Consider the following 23,802-nt stretch of genomic DNA (forward strand, 5'->3'; position numbering starts at 1 on the left):
TCAACTAACGCTCCTGCTGGTGAGTGGGGCTCGGGAAGCTGCCGGTCTGCGGGCCGCCGGCCTGCCGACCCTGCGCGATACCCCGACGGAGATTGGTCAGCCGGCCGCGGACGTCGTCAGGCGCACGCGAGACCTGCGGACCGGTGTGGTGCTGTTGCTGCTGAGCCGTGCCCGGGACGAGGTTCGCCCTGGGCACCCGGCGCGGCAGACCGGAGGTGGTGACACCGCCCGCCGCCGGCTGCCGTACACGCTCCGCCTGCCGAACGAGGTCGTCGTTCGGAGAGGTGCGCCAGGCTGCCTGGGCGGGACGCTGGGGGGCCGCGGCGGCCGGAGCCGGCGGCTGCTGGGCAGGAGCGGGCGGGATCGGCGCCGAGCCGTTCCCGTGGCCGCTGCTCTGCTGCGGGTACTGCTGCTGTTCCTGCTGGCCGCCGTGGAACCAGTTGGTCTCCAGCGTGTCGTACAGCGGGGTACGACCGTCACCGGGACCGCTGGCCGGCGGCAGGGCCTCGGGCTCCTGGCGGACCGGCGGGGCCGGCGGACGCTGTGCCGCACCGAAGTCGGTACCGCGGCCGTTGGTCCCCGGACGCTCGAACTGGCCCGTGTTGTGGCGGCCGTTGCCCGGGTAGCCGTTCTGGTGGCCGGGCAGCGGGTGCTGGCCGGTCGAGCCGTTGTCGTAGCCCTGCGGTGCGCCGAACTGGCCGGTGGAACCGTTGTCGTAGCCCTGAGGAGCCGCGAACTGGCCGGTGTTCTGGGAACCGCCCTGCGGTCCGCCCTGGCCGCCGAAGACGTCGGAGCGGACGAACTGCCCCGAGTCCTGCGGGCCGTTGACGTTGGGCCGCGGGAAGGAGCCCGTGTCCTGCGGACCGGCCGTGCCGGGCCGTTGGAACGAGCCGGTGTCCTGCTGGCCGTTCATGCCCGGGCGGGAGTACGAGCCGGTGTTCTGCGAGCCGCTCGGCAGGTTGAAGTCCGGGCGCGGGAACTCTCCGGTGGACGACGGCCCCTGCGGGATCGCCGGCATCTGCGAGGTGGCGCCGAGGTCCTGCCGGTCGTCGATGCGGGGCATCGGCGCGGTCTGCGACGGGTCCTGCTCGTCGTGGCCGCGCGGGGTGTCCAGCGAGGCACGGGAGAGCGGCGGCTGGGCGTTGTCGTCGCTCCAGCTGGGCCTGCCCTGCTGCGGGTTGCCGCCGGGCAGCTCGGCCCGCGGGCCACCGCGCGGCGGCAGCTGCGGCTGACGGCCCTGGTCGGAGGGGGAGCCGGAGCGCTGCGGCGGGACCGGACCCCGGTTGCCGAAGGCGTCCTGACCACCGAAGGCGTCCTGACCACCGAAGGCGTCCTGCCGGTTGCCGAACGCGTCCTGGTCGCCGAAGGAACCGCCGCCCGGCCGGCCCTGCGGGGGAGCCGCCGGACCCTGCTGGCCGCGGGCGCCGCCCGGCGCACCGGGACGGCCGCCGCTCTGGCCCGCGCCGGGCAGCGCGGCCCGAGGACCCTGGCCCGCGCCGACCTGGCCGCGAGGAGCCGCACCGGCGCCGAGCAGTCCACCGGAGGGGCCGCCCGAACCGAGGGCACCACCGCGCGCACCGGCACCGGCACCGCCGCCGCCGAGGGCCGCCGCGGGAGCGCCCGCGCCGAGCGAACCGCCCTGGCCGCCGCCCCGCCGGGCCGCGGCCGCACCGGCCGCGGCCTGCGCGGCGGCCGGACCGCCGGACTGCCCCGGAGCACCGGGCTTGCCGGGAGCGGGCTTCTTGCCGCCCTGCGCGACATCCACGGGGAGCATGACCAGCGCGGTCGTACCACCGGAGTCGGAGGGACGCAGCTGGATGCGGATGCCGTGCCGCTGGGACAGCCGGCCGACCACGAACAGACCCATGCGGCGGGAGACCGAGACGTCCACGGTGGGCGGCGAGGCGAGCCGCTCGTTGATCGCCGCGAGGTCCTCCGGGGAGAGACCGATACCGGTGTCGTGGATCTCGATCAGGACGCGGCCGTCGGGCAGCGCGTGACCGGTGACCTTGACCTTGGTCTGCGGAGAGGAGAACGAGGTGGCGTTCTCCAGCAGCTCTGCGAGCAGGTGCACGAGGTCGTTGACCACGCGGCCGGCCACTTCGGTGGTCGGCACGGCGGCCAGTTCGATGCGCTCGTACTGCTCCACCTCGGACGCGGCGGCGCGGAGCACGTCGACCAGCGGGACCGGGCGGGTCCAGCGGCGGCCGGGCTCCTCGCCCGCGAGGACCAGAAGGTTTTCACCGTTCCGGCGCATACGGGTCGCGAGGTGGTCGAGCTTGAAGAGGGAGGACAGCTGGTCCGGGTCGGCCTCGCGGGACTCCAGTTCGGAGATGAGCGAGAGCTGACGCTGGATAAGGCCCTGGGAGCGGCGCGAGAGGTTGGTGAACATCGCGTTGACGTTGCCCCGCAGGAGGGCCTGCTCGGCGGCGAGGCGGACGGCCTCGCGGTGCACGTCGTCGAAGGCCGCGGCCACCTGGCCGATCTCGTCCCGGGAGTGCACACCGACCGACTCCACGGACGTGTCGACGTCCTGCGGGTCGGACTCGGAGAGCTGCTTGACCAGCTCGGGCAGCCGGTCCTGGGCGACCTTGGTGGCGGTCTCCTGGAGGCGGCGCAGCGAGCGGATCATGGAGCGGGCCACGATGAAGGCGCCGACCAGCGACACACCGAGGACGAGCAGGATCAGCGCACCGGAGACGATCGCTTCCTGCTCGGAGGAGGAGCGCAGCTCGCGGGCCTTCTGCTCCATGTCCTCGAGCAGCGTGTGCTCGATCTTCTTCATCTGCTCGATCTTGGTCGAGCTGTCGTCCACCCAGTCGCGGTAGGACCGCTTGGCCAGCTCGTTCAGACCGTTCTGGGCACCCAGCGCACGCTTGGAGTAGGTGTTGGCGGCCTCGATCGTCGGGTTGTTCTCGTCGACCGGCTTGAGCAGCTCGGCGGCGTTGCCCGCGTAGATCTTCCGGAAGATCGTCAGTTCGGAGGTCTCGCTCTCCTGGGCCGACTCGCCGTAGAGGCGGTCGTTCTCGGAGAGGTCGCCGGTGCTCGAGTCGTTCGCGGGCAGGGCCGCGGCGATGACCGCTCGCTGCACCGACGCGTACTCCTTGGCGGTGGAGAACGCCGCCAGGGCGCGGGTGCGCTGGATCATCTCCGGGTTGCTGGAGGCCTGCGCCATGTCCTGCGAGAGGTCGATCAGCTGGGTGATCAGCCGGTGGTAGGCCTCGACCGTCTGGGTCGAGTTCTCCTTCTGCTGGTACGCGTCCTTGCGGATCTTCGCCAGGTCGTCCAGCTGGCCGGCCAGACCGACGAGGCTGTCCCGGACGCCCTGGAGCTGACCGTTCTTGCTCGCGGTGTCGATGGCCTCGGAGGCGTTGAGGAAGTTCTCGCGGGCGCGGTCGGTCTGGGCCTCCAGGCCCTTGACCGCGATGTTGTCGACCGACGTGCCGTGCGCCAGCGGGCCGGCCGTCTCGTCGCGCTCCGCCTGGAGCTGGGAGGCCAGCTCGGTGGCCTGCTTGGTCATGGCGGTCAGCAGCTTGATGTTGTCGAGCTGCTGAATGCTGTCGAGTGACTGGTTGATGCGGACCGCGCCCAGCGAGGTCGCCGCCACCACGGGGAGCGCGAGCAGCGACACCAGGCGCGTGGAGATGCGCCAGTTGCGCAGTGCTATGCGCGAGCCGGGGCCGGACGGGCCCGCGGGCTTGGTCGTGGGCGCCGGTGCGGCGGTCGGCTGGGGGCCCGAAGATCCCGAAGCCGTCGAAGACGCCGACACGGCAGGGCGCCCGGAGCGCTCGCCGCCGTCGCCACCGCCGGCCGGGGCCGGGTTCTGGGCGTGCTGGGGCGAGGAACCGCGGTCGGTCCCGCCGTGCGCCTCAGGCTCCGCCGAAGCGCTGCCATCCCTCTTGAAACGTCCCTGCACTAGCGTCGCAACCTCTGGACCAGGCGCCCCTCCGCTGAACGGAGAGACACGGTGTCGGCGTTGATAGAGGGGAGCGCCCTGAATGCGCGCCCCCTGTTGGTCGTGAGTGTGACCGGCGCTGGCTCCCCCTGTCTCGCCGCCACCCGGCGCTGCGTTGCGCCCCTGCGCGCCGGCTGGATCCCGCGGCGGTCCGTGGAATTCCAGCACAGTGCCGGATCTCCAACAAGGGCCGTGGACCGAGCTGTGACCTCCGTGACAGCGTGTGAGTGACACGTTACGAGACGTCGAAGTCGATCGCGTACATAACGGGCGTATCCCTGCCAGTCGCAGGCGCCTCACTCGTGTCCCAGTCGCCATGATCAGGAGCGGAATGACAGGTTCGGCGCGGCAATGTCCGTTTCATTGCGGTGAGTTGTCGGCCGGGAATGCCCGGTTTGGGCTCGGCTTCGTGAGCAAACTCACACGCGGATCACGGCTACTCGGCGGCTTCCGCCGGGAATTCGATGTTTAGCCTGGCGCTTTACAAGAGGGAAGTTTCTGCCAACCGACACATGACGGGGTCCACGACAACCGTGAAGACGACGATGATGTTCCGCAACATAGCCAACCCCCGGCGCACCACCCTCGCCCACCTCAAGGACGCCGAGGAACTGCAGACCCCGGAATTCCCCGAGCACTCCCTCGAACTCCCCGCCCAGACGGCCAACCCGCGGCGCACCGTCCTCATGGACGTCCCGGTCACGGCCTCGGCCGCCGAGTAGCCGCCGGTACGGGCACGGCCGCCGATCGCCCGCCCGCCGGGTCACCGGGCTGGCTTCACGGCGGCCACCCCCTACCGCGCTAGCCTGGAGTGTCAGACTCCAGCCGGCTCAGTGAGGGGCGCAAGGATCCCGTGCGCATCGCCAGGTTCTCCATCGACGGGAACGTCGCCTTCGGCGCCGTCGAGGGCGACAAGCAGGACGAACTCGTCCTCGACATCATCAAGGGCATTCCGTTCACGGACTTCGAGCTCTCCGGCACGAAGGTCCCGCTGAACAAGGTGCGGCTGCTCCCGCCGGTGCTCCCCAACAAGGTCGTCGCCTTCGGCCGCAACTACGCGGAGCACGCCAGGGAACTGGGCAACGAGGTCCCGGACGCCCCGTTCGCGTTCTTCAAGCCGTCCACCTCGGTGATCGGCTCCGGCGACGAGATCCAGTACCCCTCGTTCTCCCAGGACCTCCACCACGAGGCGGAACTGGCCGTGGTCATCGGCCGTCTGTGCCGCGAGGTCCCGCGCGAGCGCGTCCAGGACGTCATCTTCGGCTACACCTGCGCCAACGACGTCACCGCCCGCGACGTCCAGCGGCGGGAGAAGCAGTGGGCCCGGGCCAAGGGCTTCGACACCGCCTGCCCGCTCGGCCCCTGGGTGGAGACGGACCTGGACCTCGCCACCGCGTCCGACCTGACGATCCAGCTCACCGTCGACGGCGAACAGCGCCAGCTCGGCCGTACGAGCGAGATGATCCACTCCATCGCGGACCTGATCGTCAACATCACCGAGGCCATGACGCTGCTCCCCGGCGACGTGATCCTCACCGGCACCCCGGCAGGGGTCGGCCCCCTCAACGTCGGCGACGAGGTCGCCGTCACCATCGAAGGCATCGGCACTCTCACCAACAAGGTTGTCAAGCGTGGCTAGCGCACCCGGCTCCCCCGTACGCGTCCGTTTCTGCCCCTCGCCCACCGGTAACCCCCACGTGGGCCTGGTCCGCACCGCCCTGTTCAACTGGGCGTTCGCCCGGCACCACCAGGGCACGCTGGTCTTCCGCATCGAGGACACCGACGCGGCCCGCGACTCCGAGGAGTCCTACGGCCAGCTGCTCGACGCGATGCGCTGGCTGGGCTTCGACTGGGACGAGGGCCCCGAGGTCGGCGGCCCGCACGCGCCGTACCGCCAGTCCCAGCGCATGGACATCTACGCCGACGTCGCCCGTAAGCTGCTCGACGCCGGCCACGCCTACCACTGCTACTGCTCCCAGGAGGAGCTGGACACCCGCCGTGAGGCCGCCCGCGCGGCCGGCAGGCCGTCCGGCTACGACGGCCACTGCCGCGACCTGACCGCCGACCAGGTGATGGAGTACAAGGCGCAGGGCCGCACCCCTATCGTCCGCTTCCGGATGCCCGACGAGACGATCACCTTCACGGACCTGGTCCGCGGCGAGCTGACCTTCACCGCGGAGAACGTCCCGGACTACGGCATCGTCCGCGCGAACGGCGCCCCGCTGTACACGCTGGTCAACCCGGTCGACGACGCCCTGATGGAGATCACCCACGTCCTGCGCGGCGAGGACCTGCTCTCCTCCACCCCGCGCCAGATCGCCCTGTACAAGGCGCTCATCGAGCTCGGCATCGCCCAGCAGGTCCCGGCCTTCGGCCACCTCCCCTACGTCATGGGCGAGGGGAACAAGAAGCTCTCCAAGCGCGACCCGGAGTCCTCGCTCAACCTCTACCGCGAGCGCGGCTTCCTCCCCGAGGGCCTGCTGAACTACCTCTCGCTGCTCGGCTGGTCGTTCTCCGCCGACCAGGACATCTTCTCGATCGAGGAGATGGTGGCGGCCTTCGAGATCTCCGACGTGAACCCCAACCCGGCCCGCTTCGACCTCAAGAAGTGCGAGGCGATCAACGCCGACCACATCCGCATGCTGGACGTGAAGGACTTCACGGAACGCTGCGCCCCCTGGCTGAAGGCCCCGGTCGCCCCCTGGGCGCCGGAGGACTTCGACGAGGCTCAGTGGCAGGCGGTCGCCCCGCACGCCCAGACCCGCCTGAAGGTCCTGTCGGAGATCACCGACAACGTCGACTTCCTCTTCCTGCCCGAGCCGGTCTGCGACGAGGCGTCCTGGGCGAAGGCGATGAAGGAGGGCAGCGACGCCCTTCTGGCCACGGCCCGCGAGAAGCTGGAGTCGGCCGACTGGACCTCCGCGGAGTCCCTGAAGGAGGCCGTCCTGGCCGCCGGTGAGGCCCACGGCCTCAAGCTCGGCAAGGCCCAGGCCCCGGTCCGGGTGGCCGTCACCGGACGCACGGTCGGCCTGCCGCTCTTCGAGTCCCTGGAGATCCTGGGCAAGGAGAAGACGCTGGCGCGGATCGACGCGGCGCTGGCCAAGCTGACCGCGTAACACGCGGGCGCAGGTGAGGGGCGGCACCCGTGGACTTCGGGTGCCGCCCCTCAGGCGTCTGCGAAAGCCCGCTCTCACGGCCAAGTCCCGCCTTCTGCACGGGCGTTGGACCTCTCCCGCGCACCTGAGGCGGGCGCGCGCCCGGCACCGGCTCGGGGCCGGGCCCGCGGTCCCGCCGCCGGCGGTTGCGGAGTACGGTCGGTGCCATGACGATCAGGGCCGTGGTCTGGGACGTGGACGACACTCTCTTCGACTACACGAGCGCCGACCGTGAGGGCATGCGGGCGCATCTGGAGGCGGAGGGACTGCTCGCGGGCCCGGAGGGGGCGGAAGCGGCACTGGTGCGGTGGCGGGAGATCACCGACGCGCAGTGGGCGCGGTTCTCGGCGGGCGAGGTCACCTTCGAGGGGCAGCGCCTGGACCGGGTACGGGTGTTCCTGGGCGAGGAGCTGACCGACGAGGAGGCCGACAGCTGGTTCCGCCGCTACCGGGCCCACTACGAGACGGCCTGGACGCTCTTCCCGGACGTCCTGCCCGCCCTGGACGCGCTCGCGGCCAGCCACCGACACGCCGTGCTCTCCAACTCCAGCCTTCACGTCCAGGACCACAAACTGCGCACGCTCGGGGTCCACGACCGCTTCGAGGCCATCCTCTGCGCCGCCGAACTGGGCGTCTCCAAGCCCGCGGCCGGAGCCTTCCTCGCCGCCTGCGAGGCGCTGGAACTGGCCCCGCACCAGGTCGCGTACGTCGGCGACCACCCGGAGATCGACGGACGCGGTGCCGCGGACGCCGGACTGCTGTCGGTCTGGCTCGACCGGCACGGGGCCGGGAACGCGCCGGCCGGCGGCCACCGGATCGGCTCCCTCGCCGAACTGCCCGCGATCCTCCGCGCCGATACCCGTTTTGGAGCCCCGTCCACCTTCAGGTAATGTTCTTCCTGCGCCGCCGGGGAGCGGGCCGAAAGGCCGGAACCGGAGACGCGAAACTAGAACAAGATCCCCGCAGGGGCTTGCGTTCCGGTGGCCTATGGTGTAATTGGCAGCACGACTGATTCTGGTTCAGTTAGTCTTGGTTCGAGTCCAGGTAGGCCAGCTCGCAGAGCTCATCTGCACGAGCGGATCAAATCCGCAAGCCCCCGTTGTGTAGCGGCCTAGCACGCTGCCCTCTCAAGGCAGTAGCGCCGGTTCGAATCCGGTCGGGGGTACGGTGATCGAAGGATCGCTAGGGCCCCCGTTGTGTAGCGGCCTAGCACGCCGCCCTCTCAAGGCGGTAGCGCCGGTTCGAATCCGGTCGGGGGTACGAACTGGTCTAAACCATCATTGGTCTATGGTGTAATTGGCAGCACGACTGATTCTGGTTCAGTTAGTCTTGGTTCGAGTCCAGGTAGACCAGCTCGGATCTGCGGAAACGTAAGATCCATGCCCCCGTTGTGTAGCGGCCTAGCACGCCGCCCTCTCAAGGCGGTAGCGCCGGTTCGAATCCGGTCGGGGGTACAGAAGGAAAGAACGAGGCCCCTCATTTCGGTGAGGGGCCTTCGTCGTGCCGCCGTATGCCGCCCGCCCGCTCACTCGAAACCGTAGCGGCGGGCCGTCTCCTCCTCCTGGGCCAGCCGGTGCAGTGCCTGGAGCATCGGCTCCACCAGGACCGCGCTGGCCACCGCGACCTCCACCTTCTCCTCCTCCGACTGGTGGGTCTCCAGGAAGTCCAGGTCGGCGACGGCTGCCTGGTGCATCAACTTGGCGTGCGACACGAGGAGTTCGGCGTCCCAGTCGTAACCGAGCCGGCGGAACGCGGCCACCGCGACCACCAGCCGGCGGTACGCGGGGGAGATGGCCGTCAGCTGTTTGGCGTTCTCCCAGCCGAGGACGTCCAGCAGGGCGTCGACCTCCTGGTGCGCGCTCCGCACGAACTCGTCCTCCTCGTCCGGCTCGGGCACCTGCGGCAGCGCCCACAGTGCGGCGCCCACCCTGATCGTGCGGCCCAGCGAGTCGTCGTCGACGTGTCCGAGCACCTCGCGGACGGTGGCCACGGGGATCCGGCCGACCTGGATCATCGCCCGCACCAGCCGCAGGCGCCGCAGGTGCTCCTCGTCGTACTCGGCGGTGGTGGCGTTGACCTGGCGGCCCGGCGGCAACAGGCCTTCGCGCAGGTAGTACTTGATCGTCGCGGCGGACACGCCGCTGCGCTCGCTCAGCCGGGCAAGCCGCATGTCTTGCGCCCTTCTTCGGTCAGTGCCACTATCCAAGCATCGAAGCGAAGGATAGTGCTGCTATCCGATGAGGATCCGGGGGCGTCGTCATGTTCGCGAAACCGATTCCGGGCCGTACGACCGCGGCGCACGAGGGCGACGCGGTGGTTGTGCTGATCGGCATGCGGGTCAACCACTTCTGGGCGGTCCACCAGTGGCTGCCGGTCGGGCTGTCGATGTTCCGCATGCTGCGCGAGCTCGAACGGGACCCCGGCCGGGGCCTGCTGGGACGCATCCTGCTGACGGCCTCGCCACGCACGTACTACGTCGTCCAGTACTGGGAGTCCAAGGAGAAGCTGTACGCGTACGCGAGCTCGCCCGAACTGTTCCACCACAAGGTGTGGAGCATCGTGAACCGCAAGGAGCGCGCGGGGAAGCTGCACGGGCACGTCGGGCTGTGGCACGAGGCGTACGTGGCGCCCGAGGGTGGTTACGAGTCGATCTACTTCGACATGCCTCGCTTCGGGCTGGGTGCGGCGAGCGGAGTCGTACCGGTGGAGAGACGGGGCCGGTACGCGAAGGACCGGTTCGCTCATCGCTCCGGGAGCTGAGCTGCCCAGCGCCCTTACGGGAGGCTTCACTCCCGTCGGGAAAGACCTGCCGCGGCGTTGAGGCCGGCCTCTCCCGGTGGAGGTGTCAGCCGGTTCGGCGCAGGGCCTCGGAGAGGCGGCCCGCCGCGTCGATGACCGCCTGGGCGTGCATCCGGCCGGGGTGCCGGGTCAGGCGCTCGATCGGCCCGGAGACGGAGACCGCCGCCACCACGCGGTTGGAGGGCCCCCGTACCGGCGCCGACACCGAAGCGACCCCCGGCTCGCGCTCGCCGATCGACTGGGCCCAGCCGCGGCGGCGGACACCCGACAGGGCCGTCGCCGTGAAACGGGCGCCCTGCAGGCCCCGGTGCAGCCGCTCCGGCTCTTCCCAGGCCATCAGGATCTGCGCCGAGGACCCCGCCTTCATCGTGAGCGTCGAGCCGACCGGGACCGTGTCCCGAAGGCCGGACAGGCGCTCCGCCGCGGCCACGCAGATCCGCATGTCCCCCTGGCGTCGATAGAGCTGCGCGCTCTCGCCGGTGATGTCCCGCAGGTGCGTGAGCACCGGGCCCGCCGTCGCGAGCAGCCGGTCCTCGCCGGCCGCCGCGGCCAGCTCCGCGAGTCGCGGCCCGAGAATGAAACGGCCCTGCATGTCGCGTGCCACCATGCGGTGGTGTTCCAGGGCCACGGCCAGCCGGTGGGCCGTGGGCCGTGCCAGTCCGGTGGCTCCGACCAGACCCGCGAGGGTGGCCGGACCGGACTCCAGAGCGCTCAGGACAAGGGCCGCCTTGTCCAGAACGCCGACGCCGCTACTGTTGTCCATGCAACGATACTCACGTCTCACTCTGTGAAACGCAAGTTCAATTTTCGGTGGAACGCGCCACCCTGGATGGACACAGTGGCCCGCGAACCAACGGGCCCGGCGGCGGAAGCCCGGAACCACGACTTCAGGGGCCCGGAGAACGGGCAGCCGCTACCTCAAGATCTCTAGTTGGGCCGGTGCACGTCTGCCGGCCGGAGGGAAAGCGATGGGTAGGACACTCGCGGAGAAGGTCTGGGACGACCATGTCGTCCGGCGCGCCGAGGGCGAGCCCGACCTCCTCTTCATCGATCTGCACCTGCTGCACGAGGTGACCAGCCCGCAGGCCTTCGACGGTCTGCGCCAGAACGGCCGCCAGGTGCGCCGCCTCGACCTCACCATCGCGACCGAGGATCACAACACCCCGACCCTCGACATCGACAAGCCCATCGCGGACCCCGTCTCCAGGGTCCAGCTGGAGACGCTGCGCAAGAACTGCGCCGAGTTCGGTGTCCGGCTGCACCCGCTGGGCGACGTCGAGCAGGGTGTCGTGCACGTCGTCGGCCCGCAGCTGGGTCTGACCCAGCCCGGTACGACCGTCGTGTGCGGTGACTCCCACACCTCCACGCACGGCGCCTTCGGCGCGCTCGCGTTCGGTATCGGCACCTCCCAGGTGGAGCACGTGCTGGCCACCCAGACGCTGCCGCTGGCCCGCCCGAAGACCATGGCCATCACGGTCGACGGCGAGCTGCCCGAGGGCGTCACCGCCAAGGACCTGATCCTGGCCATCATCGCCAAGATCGGTACCGGCGGCGGCCAGGGCTACATCCTGGAGTACCGCGGCTCCGCCATCGAGAAGCTCTCGATGGAGGCCCGCATGACCATCTGCAACATGTCGATCGAGGCCGGCGCCCGCGCGGGCATGATCGCCCCCGACGAGACCACCTTCGCGTACATCAAGGGCCGCGCCCACGCCCCCGAGGGCGCCGACTGGGACGCCGCGGTCGAGTACTGGAAGACCCTGCGGACGGACGGGGACGCGGTCTTCGACGCCGAGGTGCACATCGACGCCGCCGCCCTCTCTCCGTTCGTCACCTGGGGTACCAACCCCGGCCAGGGCGCACCGCTTTCGGCGGACGTCCCCGACCCGGCTTCGTACGAAGACGCTTCGGAGCGCCTCGCCGCCGAAAAGGCCCTGGAGTACATGGGCTTGGAGGCCGGACAGACGCTGCGGTCCATCAAGGTGGACACCGTCTTCGTAGGCTCCTGCACCAACGGGCGCATCGAGGACCTGCGCGCCGCGGCCGCGATCGTCGAGGGCCGCAAAGTCGCCGACGGCGTACGGATGCTGGTCGTCCCGGGCTCCGCGCGGGTGGGTCTGCAGGCCGTCTCCGAGGGTCTGGACGTCGTCTTCAAGGAGGCTGGCGCCGAATGGCGGCACGCGGGCTGTTCGATGTGCCTGGGCATGAACCCCGACCAGCTGGCGCCGGGTGAGCGCTCCGCGTCCACCTCCAACCGCAACTTCGAGGGCCGGCAGGGCAAGGGCGGCCGTACCCACCTGGTGTCGCCGCAGGTCGCGGCCGCCACGGCCGTCCTGGGCCACCTGGCCTCGCCCGCCGACCTGTCCGACGCCGACGTTCGTACGCCCGCTGGAGTCTGATCAGCCATGGAAGCATTCACCACGCACACCGGCCGGGCCGTCCCGCTGCGCCGCTCCAACGTCGACACCGACCAGATCATCCCTGCTCACTGGCTCAAGAAGGTCACCAGGGACGGTTTCGAGGACGGGCTGTTCGAGGCCTGGCGGAAGGATCCCGAGTTCGTGCTCAACCGGCCCGAGCGGCAGGGGGCGACCGTCCTGGTGGCCGGCCCCGACTTCGGCACCGGCTCCTCGCGTGAGCACGCCGTCTGGGCGCTGCAGAACTACGGCTTCAAGGCCGTCATCTCGTCCCGCTTCGCGGATATCTTCCGGGGTAACTCGCTGAAGAACGGCCTGCTCACGGTCGTGCTGGAGCAGAAGACCGTGGACGCGCTCCAGGCGCTCACCGAGAGCGACCCGCAGACCGAGATCACCGTCGACCTCCAGGCCCGTGAGGTGCGCGCCGAGGGCATCACCGCCTCCTTCGAGCTGGACGAGAACTCCCGCTGGCGGCTGCTGAACGGGCTGGACGACATCTCCATCACCCTCCAGAACGAGGCCGACATCGCCGCGTACGAGACCAAGCGGCCGTCGTACAAGCCGAGGACGCTGCAGAGCTGACCGGGAGCCCGCTTCCGGCCTGATCGACCACATCTGAATACGGCTGGTTTCAGCCACCGCCACGCCCCGCCTGTACCCCCGATCGCCACGATTGGGGGTACAGCCATGTCTGCACCCGAACGGACGCTCGCGTTGTCGCAGGTCTTGCCAACTTCCCACGTTAGGACGGATGTTGTGGGGGTAGGTGAGTGCTGTATCCGTGGCTTCCGCAAGTGCCCGGAAGGCCATTTGAGGCGGCAGTTGCCCCCTGCGCAGGCGACAACTCGCCCCAGATGGCACAATCTGTGCATGGAACACGACGGCCAACTCCAGCTCTATGCGGCGGTCGCGGACCAACTGAAGGAAGCGCACACAACAGTGCGCGCACTGCAAGTCCCGGAGGGCGTACGGATGGCGCTGACCCGGAAGCTGCTGGTCATTACGGCCGCGGCCAAGCACGACATCGCCGACGCGGCAAGACGGCTGGAACGGTTCAACGCGGACCTCGACGCGGGTCGATTCCCCGAAGAGGAACGCTGACTGAACCGCCCTGGACGACCGAGTCCGTTGCGGCACAAGGGTGATAAGCCCGTTTCGTGTTTGATTTGCGGTATATATCTGCCTAACGTGCGAAAAAGCTTGAACACTTTCGTTCTGGCGATGTCTCCGAAGGGGAAGACGTGAACAAGGCGCAGCTCGTAGAAGCGATTGCCGACAAGATGGGCGGCCGCCAGCAGGCGGCCGAGGCTGTCGACGCGGTTCTGGACGCCGTCGTCCGTGCGGTGGTCGCGGGTGACCGTGTCTCGGTCACGGGCTTCGGGTCCTTCGAGAAGGTGGACCGCCCGGCGCGTTACGCCCGCAACCCCCAGACGGGCGAGCGGGTTCGGGTCAAGAAGACCTCCGTGCCGCGCTTCCGCGCCGGTCAGGGCTTCAAGGACCTGGTGAGCGGCTCGAAGAAGCTCCCGCGTGGCGGCGAGGTCGCGGTCAAGAAGGCGCCCAAGGGCAGCCTGACCGGCGGCGCTTCGGCGACGGTCAAGAAGGCGGCGGCGAAGAAGAGCACCGCCAAGAAGGTGACCGCGAAGAAGGTCACCGCGAAGAAGACGACGGCCAAGAAGACGACGGCTGCCGCCAAGAAGACCACGGCGAAGGCGACCGCGAAGAAGGCCACGGCCACGGCCAAGAAGACGACCGCGAAGAAGGCGCCGGCCAAGAAGGTCACCGCGAAGAAGGCGCCGGCCAAGAAGTCGACGGCACGGAAGGCCACCGCCAAGAAGACGGTTGCGCGCTAGGCACCGGCGTCCCGGGGATACTCACGCGACGGGCCGGACTCCTGGGGGAGTCCGGCCCGCGGTGTGTCCGGCACGGGTCGCGTTCCCGGGTGCGGCCTGACGGGGGCCGGTCGCGCGGTTCCCCTCCCGGCCTTCGGCCCCGGGGGACTCGCAGCGCCCCTGGTCTCCCGCCTCAGAGTGTCTGCAACGTCACCAAGGTGATCCGGAGGCCGGCTCCGGCCCCCTCGGTTTCGATCCGCACGCGCTGACCGGGACGGAGCAGTCGCAGCCCGCCCGCCTCGAACGCGACGCCGTCGAAGGGCACCGCGGTCCCGTCGTCCAGGAGCACCTGGCCGCTGCGGCTCTCGGGGTCGTACGTGTATGCGGTCGCCTGCATGACGGCAGCCTACTGGTCCGGGATCAGCAGGCGCGCCGCCACCGCCGCCGTGCGCGGGCCCACGCCCAGGGCCAGGGCCGTGCGCAGGTCGGCGCCGGTGTCCACGTCCTGGCGCACCGACTCCACCCCGGCCGGCCGCAGTTCCACGGCGCCCGAGGCGGTGTGGCGGGCGCGGGAATCCGGGCCGAATGCGGGTGCCAATTCATTGCCGGGGGCCGCGGCCAGCAGGGTGGTCCCGATAGCCGCCGCGTCCGGGAGAAAAGCGCGCGGGAATTCCGCGGCGGCGTCGAGCACCCGGGACAATTCCAGCGGACGCAGCGCCGGCAGGTCGGCGTTCAGGGCGGCCACCGGGCTTTCCGGACGCGACGAGCGTACGACCGCCGCGCCGTGCCGCAGAGCGGCGTTCAGGCCGCTTCCCGGCGTGTCCGGGACGATGTGCGCACCCAGCGCCGAGAGCTCGTGTCCGGCCAGCGTGTCGTCCGTGACGACCGCCACATCCTTCACGGCCTGGCAGGCCAGCGCCGCGGCCACCGTGTCCTGGGCGAAGGCCAGCGCCAGTCCGGGACGCAGCCCGTCCGTCGCGGTGTCCGCGAGCCTGCTCTTGGCTCGCGCCAGGGGCTTGAGGGGTATCACCAAGGTCCACTGCACCGACGTACCGTCCCTCCCTTGTTGCCTCATTGTCACCCGGGCCCCGAGGCAGGCGCGGCAGCGAGGCGTACGGTGTTCCTCGACAGACCGGCGGTCCGGGGTGACACTTCTCCCGGCCCCCCGGTCCGGGAGAGGAAGTCCCGGGGACCGGGAAGAAGTCCTAGAGGAAGGTGTGCGCGTGCCCCGCCGGAGAATCGGCTTCTGGTACCGCTTCGCTGCAGTGCTCTGCAAACCGCCGCTGGTGGTCCTGATCAAGCGGGACTGGCGCGGAATGGAGAACATTCCGGCAGAGGGTGGATTTATCACCGCGGTGAACCACAATTCCCACATCGACCCCTTCGCCTACGCGCACTATCAGTACAACACCGGGCGTGTTCCACGATTCCTGGCGAAGAGCGGGCTTTTCAAGAAGGGATTCGTCGGCGCCGCCATGCGGGGCACCGGTCAGATCCCCGTCTACCGCGAGTCCACCGACGCCCTCAGCGCCTTCCGGGCCGCGATCGACGCCGTGGAGCGCGGCGAGTGCGTCGCTTTCTACCCCGAGGGAACGATCACCCGCGACCCGGACCAGTGGCCGATGGCCGCCAAGACCGGCGCCGCCAGGGTCGCCCTGCAGACCAAGTGCCCGGTGATCCCGGTCGCCCAGTGGGGTGCCAACGAACTGCTGCCGCCGTACGCGAAGAAGCCCAGCCTGCTGCCGCGCAAGACACACCATGTCCTCGCGGGCCCGCCGGTCGATCTCAGCCGCTTCTACGACAAGGAGATGACCCAGGACGTCCTCAGGGAGGCGACCGAGGTCATCATGGCGGCGATCACGCGCCAGCTGGAGGAGATCCGCGGCGAGAAGGCTCCCGAGACCCCCTACGATCCACGCCAGGTGCGGATCGAGCAGCGGCGCCGGACGCGTGCGCAGAGCGGTCTGGAAGAGGAGAGCGGCAAGTGAGCATGCCTGCCAAGGCGGCGGTCTTCAGCGCGGGTTCATGGGGTACGGCCTTCGGGATGGTGCTCGCCGACGCCGGGTGCCAGGTCACCCTGTGGGCGCGGCGGGCGGAGGTGGCCGAGGCCATCAACTCCGGCCGCACCAACCCCGACTACCTGCCCGGCGTGGAACTCCCCGAGAACCTGCGGGCCACGACCGACCCCGCCGAGGCCGCGAAGGGCGCCGACTTCACCGTTCTGTCGGTGCCCTCCCAGAGCATGCGCGCCAACCTCGCCGACTGGGCGCCGCTGCTCGCGCGCGGCACCACGCTGGTGTCCCTGATGAAGGGCATCGAACTCGGCACCACCATGCGGATGAGCCAGGTCATCGCGGACGTCGCCAAGGTCGGCCAGGACCGTATCGCCGTGGTCACCGGCCCCAACCTGGCCCGTGAGATCGCGGCCCGGATGCCGGCCGCCGCCGTGGTCGCCTGCACCGACGGGGCGGTCGCCGAGCGCCTCCAGGCCGCCTGTCACACCCCCTACTTCCGGCCGTACACCAACACCGACGTCATCGGCTGCGAACTCGGCGGCGCGGTCAAGAACGTCATCGGGCTCGCGGTCGGCATCGCCGACGGCATGGGGCTCGGTGACAACGCCAAGGGCTCGCTCATCACCCGCGGCCTCGCCGAGACCACCCGACTCGGTGTCGCGCTCGGCGCCGACCCGCTGACCTTCTCCGGCCTCGCCGGCCTCGGCGACCTGGTGGCGACCTGTTCCTCGCCGCTGTCCCGCAACCACACCTTCGGCACCAACCTCGGCAAGGGCATGACCCTGGAGGAGACCATCGCGGTCACCCGGCAGACCGCCGAGGGCGTCAAGTCCTGCGAGTCCGTGGCGGATCTCGCCCGCCGGCACGGCGTGGAGATGCCGATCACCGAGACGGTGGTCGACATCGTGCACGAGGGCAAGCCGCCGGTGGTCGCCCTCAAGGAGCTGATGTCGCGCAGCGCGAAGCCCGAGCGACGCTGAGCGAACGCACCCGGCGGACGCTGTATCGGGGCCCTACCACCGGGTACTCTCATCGCGATATGAGCATCGAGAACCTCTCCCAAAGCCCTGAGCAGCCCGCTCGCAAGCCCCGTGTGGCCGTCGTGTTCGGCGGCCGCAGCTCCGAGCACGGGATCTCCATGGTCACCGCCGGAGCCGTGCTGAGCGCCATCGACCGGACGAAGTACGACGTCCTGCCGATCGGCATCACGCGGGAAGGCCGCTGGGTGCTCACGGCCGACGAACCCGAACGCATGGCGATCAGCGACCGCCGTACGCCCGAGGTCGGCGACCTCGCCGAGTCCACCGAGGGCGGCGTGCTGCTCCCCGTCGACCCGGCCAACCGCGAGGTCGTCTACAGCGAGCCGGGCTCCGTGCCCAAGGCGCTCGGCGAGGTCGACGTCGTCTTCCCGATGCTGCACGGACCCTACGGCGAGGACGGCACCCTGCAGGGCCTCCTGGAGCTCTCCGGCGTCCCCTACGTCGGCTCCGGCGTGCTCGCCTCGGCCGTCGGCCAGGACAAGGAGTACATGAAACGGGTGTTCACCTCGTTCGGGCTGAAGGTCGGCCCGTACCTGGTGATCCGTCCCCGCGAGTGGAAGCAGGACGAGTCCGCCGCCCGCCGCAGGATCGTGGACTTCGCGGGCGAGCACGGCTGGCCGCTGTTCGTGAAGCCCGCGCGGGCCGGGTCGTCGATCGGCATCACCAAGGTCGACGACCTCTCCGGTCTGGACGAGGCGATCGCCACCGCACAGGTCCACGACCCGAAGATCCTGGTCGAGGCGGCGCTGCGCGGCCGTGAGTTGGAGGTCGGCGTCCTGGAGTTCGAGGACGGCCCGCGCGCCTCGGTGCCGGCCGAGATCCCGCCGGCCGACACGCACGCGTACTACGACTTCGAGGCCAAGTACATCGACTCGACCCCTGGCATCGTCCCGGCCCCGCTGACCGAGGCGGAGACCGCCGAGATCCAGGCGCTCGCGGTGGACGCCTTCGAGGCCGCGTCCTGCGAGGGGCTGGTCCGCGCGGACTTCTTCCTCACCGAGGAGGGCGATTTCGTGATCAACGAGATCAACACGATGCCCGGCTTCACCCCGATCTCGATGTACCCCCAGATGTGGCAGGCGACGGGCGTCAGCTACCCGGACCTGATCGACCGCCTGATCCAGGCGGCGCTGAACCGCTCGACGGGCCTGCGCTGACACGCCCCCTCAGCCGATGGCCGGGGAGGAGCAACCGCGCGACACGCCACGACGAACCGGCACACGACGCCGGTGAGCGGGATCTGGCGCGTCCGACCTCAGGGCGGCGGAGGGCGGCAGCGTGGTGGGGGCGCCTCCCGGCGGCCCGAAGGCCGGGGACGTGGACGACCGGCGACAACGACGCCCCTGGGGGTCCCCCTGCGGGGGAGGTCCGGCGGACTCCGCGTCCGGCCTGATCCGCCGGAGCGGCCTCAGTCGGCGATGCCCTCCGGGACCGCCTTCTTGATGGCCGGCGCCAGGTTCACCAATGGCGCCATACCGTCCCCGGTCCGCCCCGCGGGGATCGTCACCTCGACATACGCCTTCCGCAGCGTCGTCGTGAAGCGAAACGATTTGTCGGCCTCCTGCTCGAGCAGCCAGCCGACCCCGTCGACCTCGACCCCGTCGGCTTCGGGGTCGGCCATCTTCGCAGGCCGCTCGACACCGCAGCGCAGTATGATCGCGGGGTTCCCCCAGCCCGCCGTCAGCGCGGAGGCGGGCTCGGGGTCACGCCGGGCGAGCTTGTCCACCTTCTCCGGCAACCCCTCGTCGAGGTTCCGGCACAGCTCGGCAACCGCCGCACCCGGACGGGGAACCGCCGCCGACGGGCGGTCGTCTGCTGAAGAGCAGCCCGCTGCCGCGATCATCAGCACGACGAGCGCGGACAGACCGAATGGCCGGTGACGGAAGAAGTTCACCGGCCAAGCGTAGACGGGGGTTACAGATGGACGACCGGGCAGGTCAGGGTACGCGTGATGCCCTCCACTTGCTGGACTCTCGCGACCACGAGCCGGCCGAGTTCGTCGACCGTCTCCGCCTGCGCGCGCACGATGACGTCATACGGTCCTGTCACATCCTCGGCCTGGATGACACCAGGGATCTTGCTGATGATCTCGGCGACGGTCGACGCTTTGCCGACCTCCGTCTGGATCAGGATGTACGCCTGTACCACGGAACCTCCAGGGCGGCCACGAGGATCATGTGGGGAAAAGGAACGCCACGGTATCGCGTCGCCGCTCACCGCGGGGAGACCTGCGCGGACAGGGGCTTGCGCGCCAGGGTGCAGGCAGGACAGAAGTTGACGGTCACCTCGACCGTATCCAGGACGACGATGACGCGCGAGCGGGCACGGCAAGGCAGAGAAGGGGCGTAAGGGCAATGAAGGGCACTGTTGGTGAGCTGGGGGAGTTCGGGCTCATCAGGGAGCTCACCTCCCGTCTCACCACCACTCCGGCGGTCCGGGTCGGCCCCGGCGACGACGCCGCGGTGGTCGCCGCGCCCGACCGCAGGGTCGTGGCGAGCACCGACATCCTGCTGGAGGGCCGGCACTTCCGCCGCGACTGGTCCACGGCCTACGACGTGGGCCGCAAGGCGGCCGCCCAGAACCTCGCGGACATCGCCGCCATGGGTGCCGTGCCGACCGCGTTGCTGCTCGGCCTGGTCGTCCCCGCCGAACTGCCGGTGACCTGGCCCAGCGAACTGATGGACGGCATCCGGGACGAGTGCCAGGTGGCCGGTGCCTCGGTGGTCGGCGGGGACGTGGTCCGGGGCGACACGATCATGGTCTCCATCACCGCGCTCGGCGATCTGCGCAACCAGGAGCCGGTCACCCGGGCCGGTGCCCAGCCCGGTGACCTGGTGGCAGTCACCGGCTGGCTGGGCTGGTCCGCGGCCGGGTACGCGGTACTCTCCCGGGGCTTCCGGTCGCCGCGCGCCTTCGTGGAGGCGCACCGCCGCCCCGAGCCGCCGTACCACGCCGGCCCGGCGGCCGCGGGTCTCGGCGCCACCGCGATGTGCGACGTCAGCGACGGACTGATCGCCGACCTCGGCCACATCGCGGAGGCCAGCAAGGTGCGGATCGACATCCGCTCCGGTGCGATCGACGTCCCGACCCAGATGAACGACATCGGCCAGGCCGTCGGCGTCGATCCCATCCAGTGGGTGCTGACCGGCGGCGAGGACCACGCGATCGTGGCGACCTTCCCGCCGGACGTGAAGCTGCCCGCCCGCTGGAAGGTGATCGGCGAGGTCCTCAACCCGTCGGCGCTGCCCCAGGTGACCGTCGACGGGGCGCCCTGGACCAGCAAGGGCGGCTGGGACCACTTCGGGGACATCGAGTCATGACGCTCCCGCGGGTGCTGACGGTCGCGGGCTCCGACTCCGGAGGCGGGGCCGGGATCCAGGCCGACCTGAAGACGATGCTGGCACTGGGCGTGCACGGCATGAGCGTGATCACGGCGGTCACCGCGCAGAACTCCGTGGGCGTGCAGGGCGCTTGGGAGCTGCCGGTGGCGGCTGTGCGGGCCCAGTACCGCAGCGTGGCCGACGACATCGGCGTGGACGCGGTGAAGACCGGGATGCTCGCCTCGGCCGAACTCGTCGAGACGGTGGCGGAGTTGATCGCCGGTACCGACGCGCCCGTGGTCGTCGACCCGGTGGGGGTCTCCAAGCACGGCGACTCCCTGCTCGCGGCCTCCGCGCTGGACTCGGTGCGCACCAAGCTCCTCCCGCTGGCCACCGTGGCCACCCCCAACCTGGACGAGGTGGCCCAACTCACCGGTGTACAGGTCGAGTCGGAGTCGGATCTGCGCCGGGCCGCGGCGGCCGTGCTGGCGTACGGGCCGCGCTGGGTGCTGATCAAGGGCGGGCATCTGCCGGGCGAGGCAGTGGACCTGCTCACGGACGGCACCGACGAGTTCCGGCTGCGCGCACCCCGGCACGACAACCGGCACACGCATGGCACGGGCTGCACCCTCGCGTCCGCGATCGCCTCGCAGCTCGCGAAGGGACAGTCCGTGCCGGAGGCGGTGGCGGCGGCCAAGGAGTACGTCACCGGGGCGATCGCCGCCGGGTTCGCGCTCGGCGCCGGGATCGGGCCGGTGGACCACGGCTGGGCCCTGCGCCGGGACCCTCGGTAGGGGTACTCCCGTGGCGCGACGCGGGTGGCCGTCCTCTCCGTCGTCCTCTTGGGGAAACGGGCCGGCGGGCGGCACCCGGGAACCCGGCACCCGCGGTCCCGGACATCCTCTGGCGCCCCCTGGCGAAGTCCCGGATCCAGGTCTCGTACCCGGCGGACGCCGTGCGGCGGCCACCGTCCGCGAGGGCCGGCCCACCGGCGAGAAGACGGGCGCCGACGACCGCCACACCGCGCCGACGGGGACCCGGAAGCAGGTCTGCCCGAAGACGGGTACGGCAAAAAGCCGGTCCACCCTCGGGTGGACCGGCTCAGTGCGGCGAACCGGCTGTGGCCGCGCGCTAGCAGCAGTGCGTCAGCGCGAGATCTTGCCGGCCTTGATGCACGAGGTGCAGGCGTTCACGCGCTTCGGCGTCCCGCCGACCACGGTACGCACACGCTGGATGTTCGGGTTCCAGCGACGGGACGTACGGCGGTGCGAGTGCGAGATGTTGTTGCCGAAGCCCGGCCCCTTGCCGCAGACGTCGCAGTTGGCAGCCACGGGTCACTCCAAAGACTTCAGATGCACTTACGGTTGGATCCCGGCTTGCCGGGATCGAGATCCAGGGATCTGAGATCTTGAGTGGCGTTGCCAGGGGTAATGGCCCGATCGGATCGGGCAACCGGAGCAGCATACAACGGCCGCGACGGTTAGACGAAACTAGCATGGCAGCTCAGGGGCCCGCTCACGGCCCACTTCCGGTGGACGCCCTTGCGGGGTCTACGCTGCGACCACGTCGGGCCAGCTCAAGGAGGCGCAGGTGGCGCAGGTGCCGCAGACATTCTTCGATGCTCTCGCGGTACGCACCTGGTGCGGTCTCGCGCTCGGGGCGATCGGCCGGGCACGCGAGGAGATCGACGCGATCAACGTCTATCCGGTGGCCGACGGCGACACGGGCACGAACCTCTATCTGACGGTGGAGTCGGCCGCCGGGGCCGTGGAGGCCGTCTTCGCCGGCTACGAGCTGGGCGAGGAGGTCCCCACCCTGGCCGACGCGGTCCGCGCGATGGCGCACGGCGCGCTGATAGGCGCGCGCGGCAACTCCGGCACGATCCTGGCCCAGCTCCTGCGCGGCATGGCCCAGGTTCTCACCAAGGGTGAGACGACTCACAGCGAGGGCGAGCGGCTGCGGCTCGCCCTGCGGCACGCCGCCGACGCCGCCCGCCAGGCCGTGGCCCACCCCGTGGAGGGCACCGTGCTGTCGGTCGCCACGGCGGCGGCCGACGCGGCCCACGCGGCCGAGGGCGACGGCGGGGCGATCGTCCGGGCCGCCTACGAGGGCGCGTGCGAGGCGCTCGCCAGGACCCCGGGGCAGCTGGCCGTGCTGGAGCGGGCCGGCGTGGTCGACGCGGGCGGGCGGGGCCTGGTCGCGGTGCTCGGGGCGCTGGTGGAGGCGTTCACGGGGGAGACGCCGACGGCTTTCGACCTGCACGCCTACGGAGCGCTCCCGGTCGCGCACGCACGCGTGGACGCCGTTTCCGACGCCCGGGCCGAGGCGTGCGCCCAGTCGGCCACGGGCCCCGCCTTCGAGGTCATCTACCTCCTGGAGGCCGAGGACGCCGCGGTGGTGCGGCTGCGAGCCCGGCTCGACGCGCTCGGTGACTCCCTGGTCGTGGTCGGCGGCGACGGTCTGTGGAACGTCCACGTGCACGTCGACGACGCCGGCGCCGCCGTGGAGGCGGGCGTCGAGGCGGGCCGTCCGCACCGGATCCGGATCACGCACTTCGGCGCGGGGGACGTGCACACCGGCGCGGAGCCGCCGCGCGAGCGGGTGCAGCGGGCCGTGGTGGCCGTGGTGCCGGGAGAGGGGCTGGTCGGGCTGTACGGCGAGTCCGGCGCGACCACCGTGCTCGCGCGCCCCGGGGAGCCGCCCGCCAGCGGGGAGCTGGTGGACGCCGTACGACGGGCCCACGCGCGCGAGGTGGTGCTGCTGCCCAACGACGCCGACCTGCGGCACACGGCGGCCGCGGCGGCCGAGCAGGTCCGTGCGGAGGGCATCCGGGTCGCCCTCATCCCGACCCGCTCCGCGGTCCAGGGCATCGCCGCGCTCGCGGTGCACCAGCCGGACCGCCGCTTCGACGAGGACGTCGTCCAGATGACCTCGGCGGCCGGTGCCACCCGCTACGCCGAGGTCGTGGTCGCGGAACGGCAGTCCTGGACCATGGCCGGCATCTGCCAGGCCGGTGACGTGCTCGGCCTGATCGACGGTGACGTGGCCGTGATCGGCTCGGACGTGACCGCCACCGCCGAGAGCGTCCTGGACCGCATGCTCCAGGCCGGCGGCGAACTGGTCACCCTCGTCCTCGGCGCCGAGGCGCCCGAAGGCGTCAGCGAACGCCTCCAGGCACGGGTGCGCGAGGCCTACCTCGCCGTCGACACGGTGGTCTACGACGGCGGCCGGCAGGGGGCCCCGCTCCTCATCGGCGTCGAGTGAGCCCGCTG

The 23,802-nt window shown here is 70.7% G+C and carries 23 protein-coding genes and 5 tRNA genes; 20 read left to right on the forward strand and 8 right to left on the reverse strand.

The window, feature by feature from the left end; genetic code table 11:
• Positions 1 to 4 precede the first annotated feature (4 nt).
• Complete coding sequence (locus ACFXI4_RS26260; RefSeq protein WP_384995265.1) at positions 5 to 3,916, reverse strand: nitrate- and nitrite sensing domain-containing protein; 3,912 nt, start codon at positions 3,914 to 3,916, stop codon at positions 5 to 7.
• Positions 3,917 to 4,488: 572 nt separating this feature from the next.
• Here ACFXI4_RS26260 and ACFXI4_RS26265 point away from each other — a divergent pair.
• The 9 genes from ACFXI4_RS26265 (at position 4,489) to ACFXI4_RS26305 (ending at position 8,564) form a co-directional block, all read left to right on the forward strand.
• Positions 4,489 to 4,677, forward strand: coding sequence for a hypothetical protein (locus tag ACFXI4_RS26265; protein ID WP_362717338.1), 189 nt, complete (start codon positions 4,489 to 4,491; stop codon positions 4,675 to 4,677).
• A 131-nt stretch (positions 4,678 to 4,808) separates the two neighbouring features.
• Positions 4,809 to 5,594 carry a fumarylacetoacetate hydrolase family protein gene (locus ACFXI4_RS26270; RefSeq protein WP_384995267.1) on the forward strand — a complete coding sequence of 262 codons (786 nt, stop codon included), beginning with the start codon at positions 4,809 to 4,811 and terminating at the stop codon, positions 5,592 to 5,594.
• Positions 5,587 to 7,071 (forward strand): glutamate--tRNA ligase, encoded by a 1,485-nt coding sequence (gene gltX, locus ACFXI4_RS26275; RefSeq protein WP_384995270.1) that lies wholly within the window; start codon positions 5,587 to 5,589, stop codon positions 7,069 to 7,071. Before ACFXI4_RS26270 ends, gltX begins: the two co-directional genes overlap by 8 nt.
• Positions 7,072 to 7,277: 206 nt before the next feature.
• The gene (locus tag ACFXI4_RS26280) at positions 7,278 to 8,000 is read left to right on the forward strand and encodes an HAD family hydrolase (protein ID WP_384995272.1); all 723 of its coding nucleotides are present in this window, start codon (positions 7,278 to 7,280) and stop codon (positions 7,998 to 8,000) included.
• Positions 8,001 to 8,091: 91 nt separating this feature from the next.
• A tRNA-Gln gene (locus ACFXI4_RS26285) sits at positions 8,092 to 8,163 on the forward strand.
• A gap of 39 nt (positions 8,164 to 8,202) precedes the next feature.
• A tRNA-Glu gene (locus ACFXI4_RS26290) sits at positions 8,203 to 8,275 on the forward strand.
• Positions 8,276 to 8,297: 22 nt separating this feature from the next.
• Positions 8,298 to 8,370, forward strand: a tRNA-Glu gene (locus ACFXI4_RS26295).
• A 21-nt stretch (positions 8,371 to 8,391) separates the two neighbouring features.
• Positions 8,392 to 8,463: transfer RNA gene (locus ACFXI4_RS26300), tRNA-Gln, on the forward strand.
• Between the two features lie 28 nt (positions 8,464 to 8,491).
• Positions 8,492 to 8,564, forward strand: a tRNA-Glu gene (locus tag ACFXI4_RS26305).
• Between the two features lie 71 nt (positions 8,565 to 8,635).
• Here ACFXI4_RS26305 and ACFXI4_RS26310 read toward each other — a convergent pair.
• Positions 8,636 to 9,280, reverse strand: coding sequence for a MerR family transcriptional regulator (locus ACFXI4_RS26310; protein WP_384995276.1), 645 nt, complete (start codon positions 9,278 to 9,280; stop codon positions 8,636 to 8,638).
• A gap of 89 nt (positions 9,281 to 9,369) precedes the next feature.
• Between ACFXI4_RS26310 and ACFXI4_RS26315 the strand changes: the two genes are divergently transcribed.
• The gene (locus ACFXI4_RS26315; protein WP_384995278.1) at positions 9,370 to 9,870 is read left to right on the forward strand and encodes a DUF4188 domain-containing protein; all 501 of its coding nucleotides are present in this window, start codon (positions 9,370 to 9,372) and stop codon (positions 9,868 to 9,870) included.
• 85 nt (positions 9,871 to 9,955) lie between these two features.
• On the opposite strand, the gene ndgR is transcribed toward ACFXI4_RS26315, so the two are convergent.
• Entirely contained in the window at positions 9,956 to 10,672 is a 717-nt protein-coding gene (gene ndgR / locus ACFXI4_RS26320; protein WP_003993203.1) for an IclR family transcriptional regulator NdgR, read from the reverse strand.
• A 205-nt stretch (positions 10,673 to 10,877) separates the two neighbouring features.
• Between ndgR and leuC the strand changes: the two genes are divergently transcribed.
• From leuC to ACFXI4_RS26340, 4 genes are all read left to right on the forward strand, one after another.
• Positions 10,878 to 12,308, forward strand: a complete 1,431-nt coding sequence (gene leuC / locus ACFXI4_RS26325) for a 3-isopropylmalate dehydratase large subunit (protein ID WP_384995280.1) — start codon at positions 10,878 to 10,880, stop codon at positions 12,306 to 12,308.
• Between the two features lie 6 nt (positions 12,309 to 12,314).
• Positions 12,315 to 12,908, forward strand: a complete 594-nt coding sequence (gene leuD / locus ACFXI4_RS26330) for a 3-isopropylmalate dehydratase small subunit (RefSeq protein WP_362717315.1) — start codon at positions 12,315 to 12,317, stop codon at positions 12,906 to 12,908.
• A 288-nt stretch (positions 12,909 to 13,196) separates the two neighbouring features.
• The gene (locus ACFXI4_RS26335) at positions 13,197 to 13,427 is read left to right on the forward strand and encodes a hypothetical protein (protein ID WP_384995284.1); all 231 of its coding nucleotides are present in this window, start codon (positions 13,197 to 13,199) and stop codon (positions 13,425 to 13,427) included.
• Positions 13,428 to 13,567: 140 nt separating this feature from the next.
• Positions 13,568 to 14,176, forward strand: coding sequence for an HU family DNA-binding protein (locus tag ACFXI4_RS26340; protein WP_362717310.1), 609 nt, complete (start codon positions 13,568 to 13,570; stop codon positions 14,174 to 14,176).
• 172 nt (positions 14,177 to 14,348) lie between these two features.
• Here the strand turns inward: ACFXI4_RS26340 and ACFXI4_RS26345 are convergent, their stop codons facing one another.
• Both ACFXI4_RS26345 and cofC read right to left on the reverse strand, forming a co-directional pair.
• Entirely contained in the window at positions 14,349 to 14,552 is a 204-nt protein-coding gene (locus ACFXI4_RS26345; RefSeq protein ID WP_362717307.1) for a hypothetical protein, read from the reverse strand.
• A gap of 9 nt (positions 14,553 to 14,561) precedes the next feature.
• Complete coding sequence (gene cofC / locus ACFXI4_RS26350; protein ID WP_384995287.1) at positions 14,562 to 15,200, reverse strand: 2-phospho-L-lactate guanylyltransferase; 639 nt, start codon at positions 15,198 to 15,200, stop codon at positions 14,562 to 14,564.
• 178 nt (positions 15,201 to 15,378) lie between these two features.
• On the opposite strand from cofC, the gene ACFXI4_RS26355 reads away from it, so the two are divergent.
• From ACFXI4_RS26355 to ACFXI4_RS26365, 3 genes are read left to right on the forward strand one after another with little or no spacing between them, the layout of a single operon-like run.
• On the forward strand, positions 15,379 to 16,143 hold the full coding sequence (locus ACFXI4_RS26355) for a lysophospholipid acyltransferase family protein (RefSeq protein ID WP_362721601.1): 765 nt from the start codon (positions 15,379 to 15,381) through the stop codon (positions 16,141 to 16,143).
• The gene (locus ACFXI4_RS26360; RefSeq protein ID WP_362721598.1) at positions 16,140 to 17,150 is read left to right on the forward strand and encodes an NAD(P)H-dependent glycerol-3-phosphate dehydrogenase; all 1,011 of its coding nucleotides are present in this window, start codon (positions 16,140 to 16,142) and stop codon (positions 17,148 to 17,150) included. Before ACFXI4_RS26355 ends, ACFXI4_RS26360 begins: the two co-directional genes overlap by 4 nt.
• A gap of 59 nt (positions 17,151 to 17,209) precedes the next feature.
• The gene (locus ACFXI4_RS26365; RefSeq protein ID WP_384995290.1) at positions 17,210 to 18,367 is read left to right on the forward strand and encodes a D-alanine--D-alanine ligase family protein; all 1,158 of its coding nucleotides are present in this window, start codon (positions 17,210 to 17,212) and stop codon (positions 18,365 to 18,367) included.
• A gap of 251 nt (positions 18,368 to 18,618) precedes the next feature.
• Here ACFXI4_RS26365 and ACFXI4_RS26370 read toward each other — a convergent pair whose 3' ends face one another.
• A complete protein-coding gene (locus tag ACFXI4_RS26370; protein ID WP_384995292.1) occupies positions 18,619 to 19,104 on the reverse strand; it encodes a DUF3515 domain-containing protein in 486 nt (161 codons plus the stop codon).
• Between the two features lie 20 nt (positions 19,105 to 19,124).
• Complete coding sequence (locus tag ACFXI4_RS26375) at positions 19,125 to 19,358, reverse strand: Lrp/AsnC ligand binding domain-containing protein (protein ID WP_352219363.1); 234 nt, start codon at positions 19,356 to 19,358, stop codon at positions 19,125 to 19,127.
• 206 nt (positions 19,359 to 19,564) lie between these two features.
• Here ACFXI4_RS26375 and ACFXI4_RS26380 point away from each other — a divergent pair, with 206 nt between their 5' ends.
• Positions 19,565 to 20,530: a thiamine-phosphate kinase gene (locus tag ACFXI4_RS26380; RefSeq protein WP_046733970.1), complete on the forward strand. Its 966-nt coding sequence runs from the start codon at positions 19,565 to 19,567 to the stop codon at positions 20,528 to 20,530.
• Positions 20,527 to 21,324, forward strand: coding sequence for a bifunctional hydroxymethylpyrimidine kinase/phosphomethylpyrimidine kinase (gene thiD, locus ACFXI4_RS26385; protein WP_384995297.1), 798 nt, complete (start codon positions 20,527 to 20,529; stop codon positions 21,322 to 21,324). The genes ACFXI4_RS26380 and thiD overlap by 4 nt, the downstream gene beginning before the upstream one ends.
• 351 nt (positions 21,325 to 21,675) lie before the next feature.
• On the opposite strand, the gene rpmB is transcribed toward thiD, so the two are convergent.
• A complete protein-coding gene (rpmB, locus tag ACFXI4_RS26390) occupies positions 21,676 to 21,861 on the reverse strand; it encodes a 50S ribosomal protein L28 (protein ID WP_384995299.1) in 186 nt (61 codons plus the stop codon).
• A gap of 259 nt (positions 21,862 to 22,120) precedes the next feature.
• Here rpmB and ACFXI4_RS26395 point away from each other — a divergent pair, with 259 nt between their 5' ends.
• Entirely contained in the window at positions 22,121 to 23,794 is a 1,674-nt protein-coding gene (locus ACFXI4_RS26395; protein WP_384995302.1) for a DAK2 domain-containing protein, read from the forward strand.
• Positions 23,795 to 23,802 lie beyond the last annotated feature (8 nt).

The sequence above is a fragment of the Streptomyces sp. NPDC059224 genome, assembly GCF_042754285.1.
GTDB lineage: Bacteria > Actinomycetota > Actinomycetes > Streptomycetales > Streptomycetaceae > Streptomyces.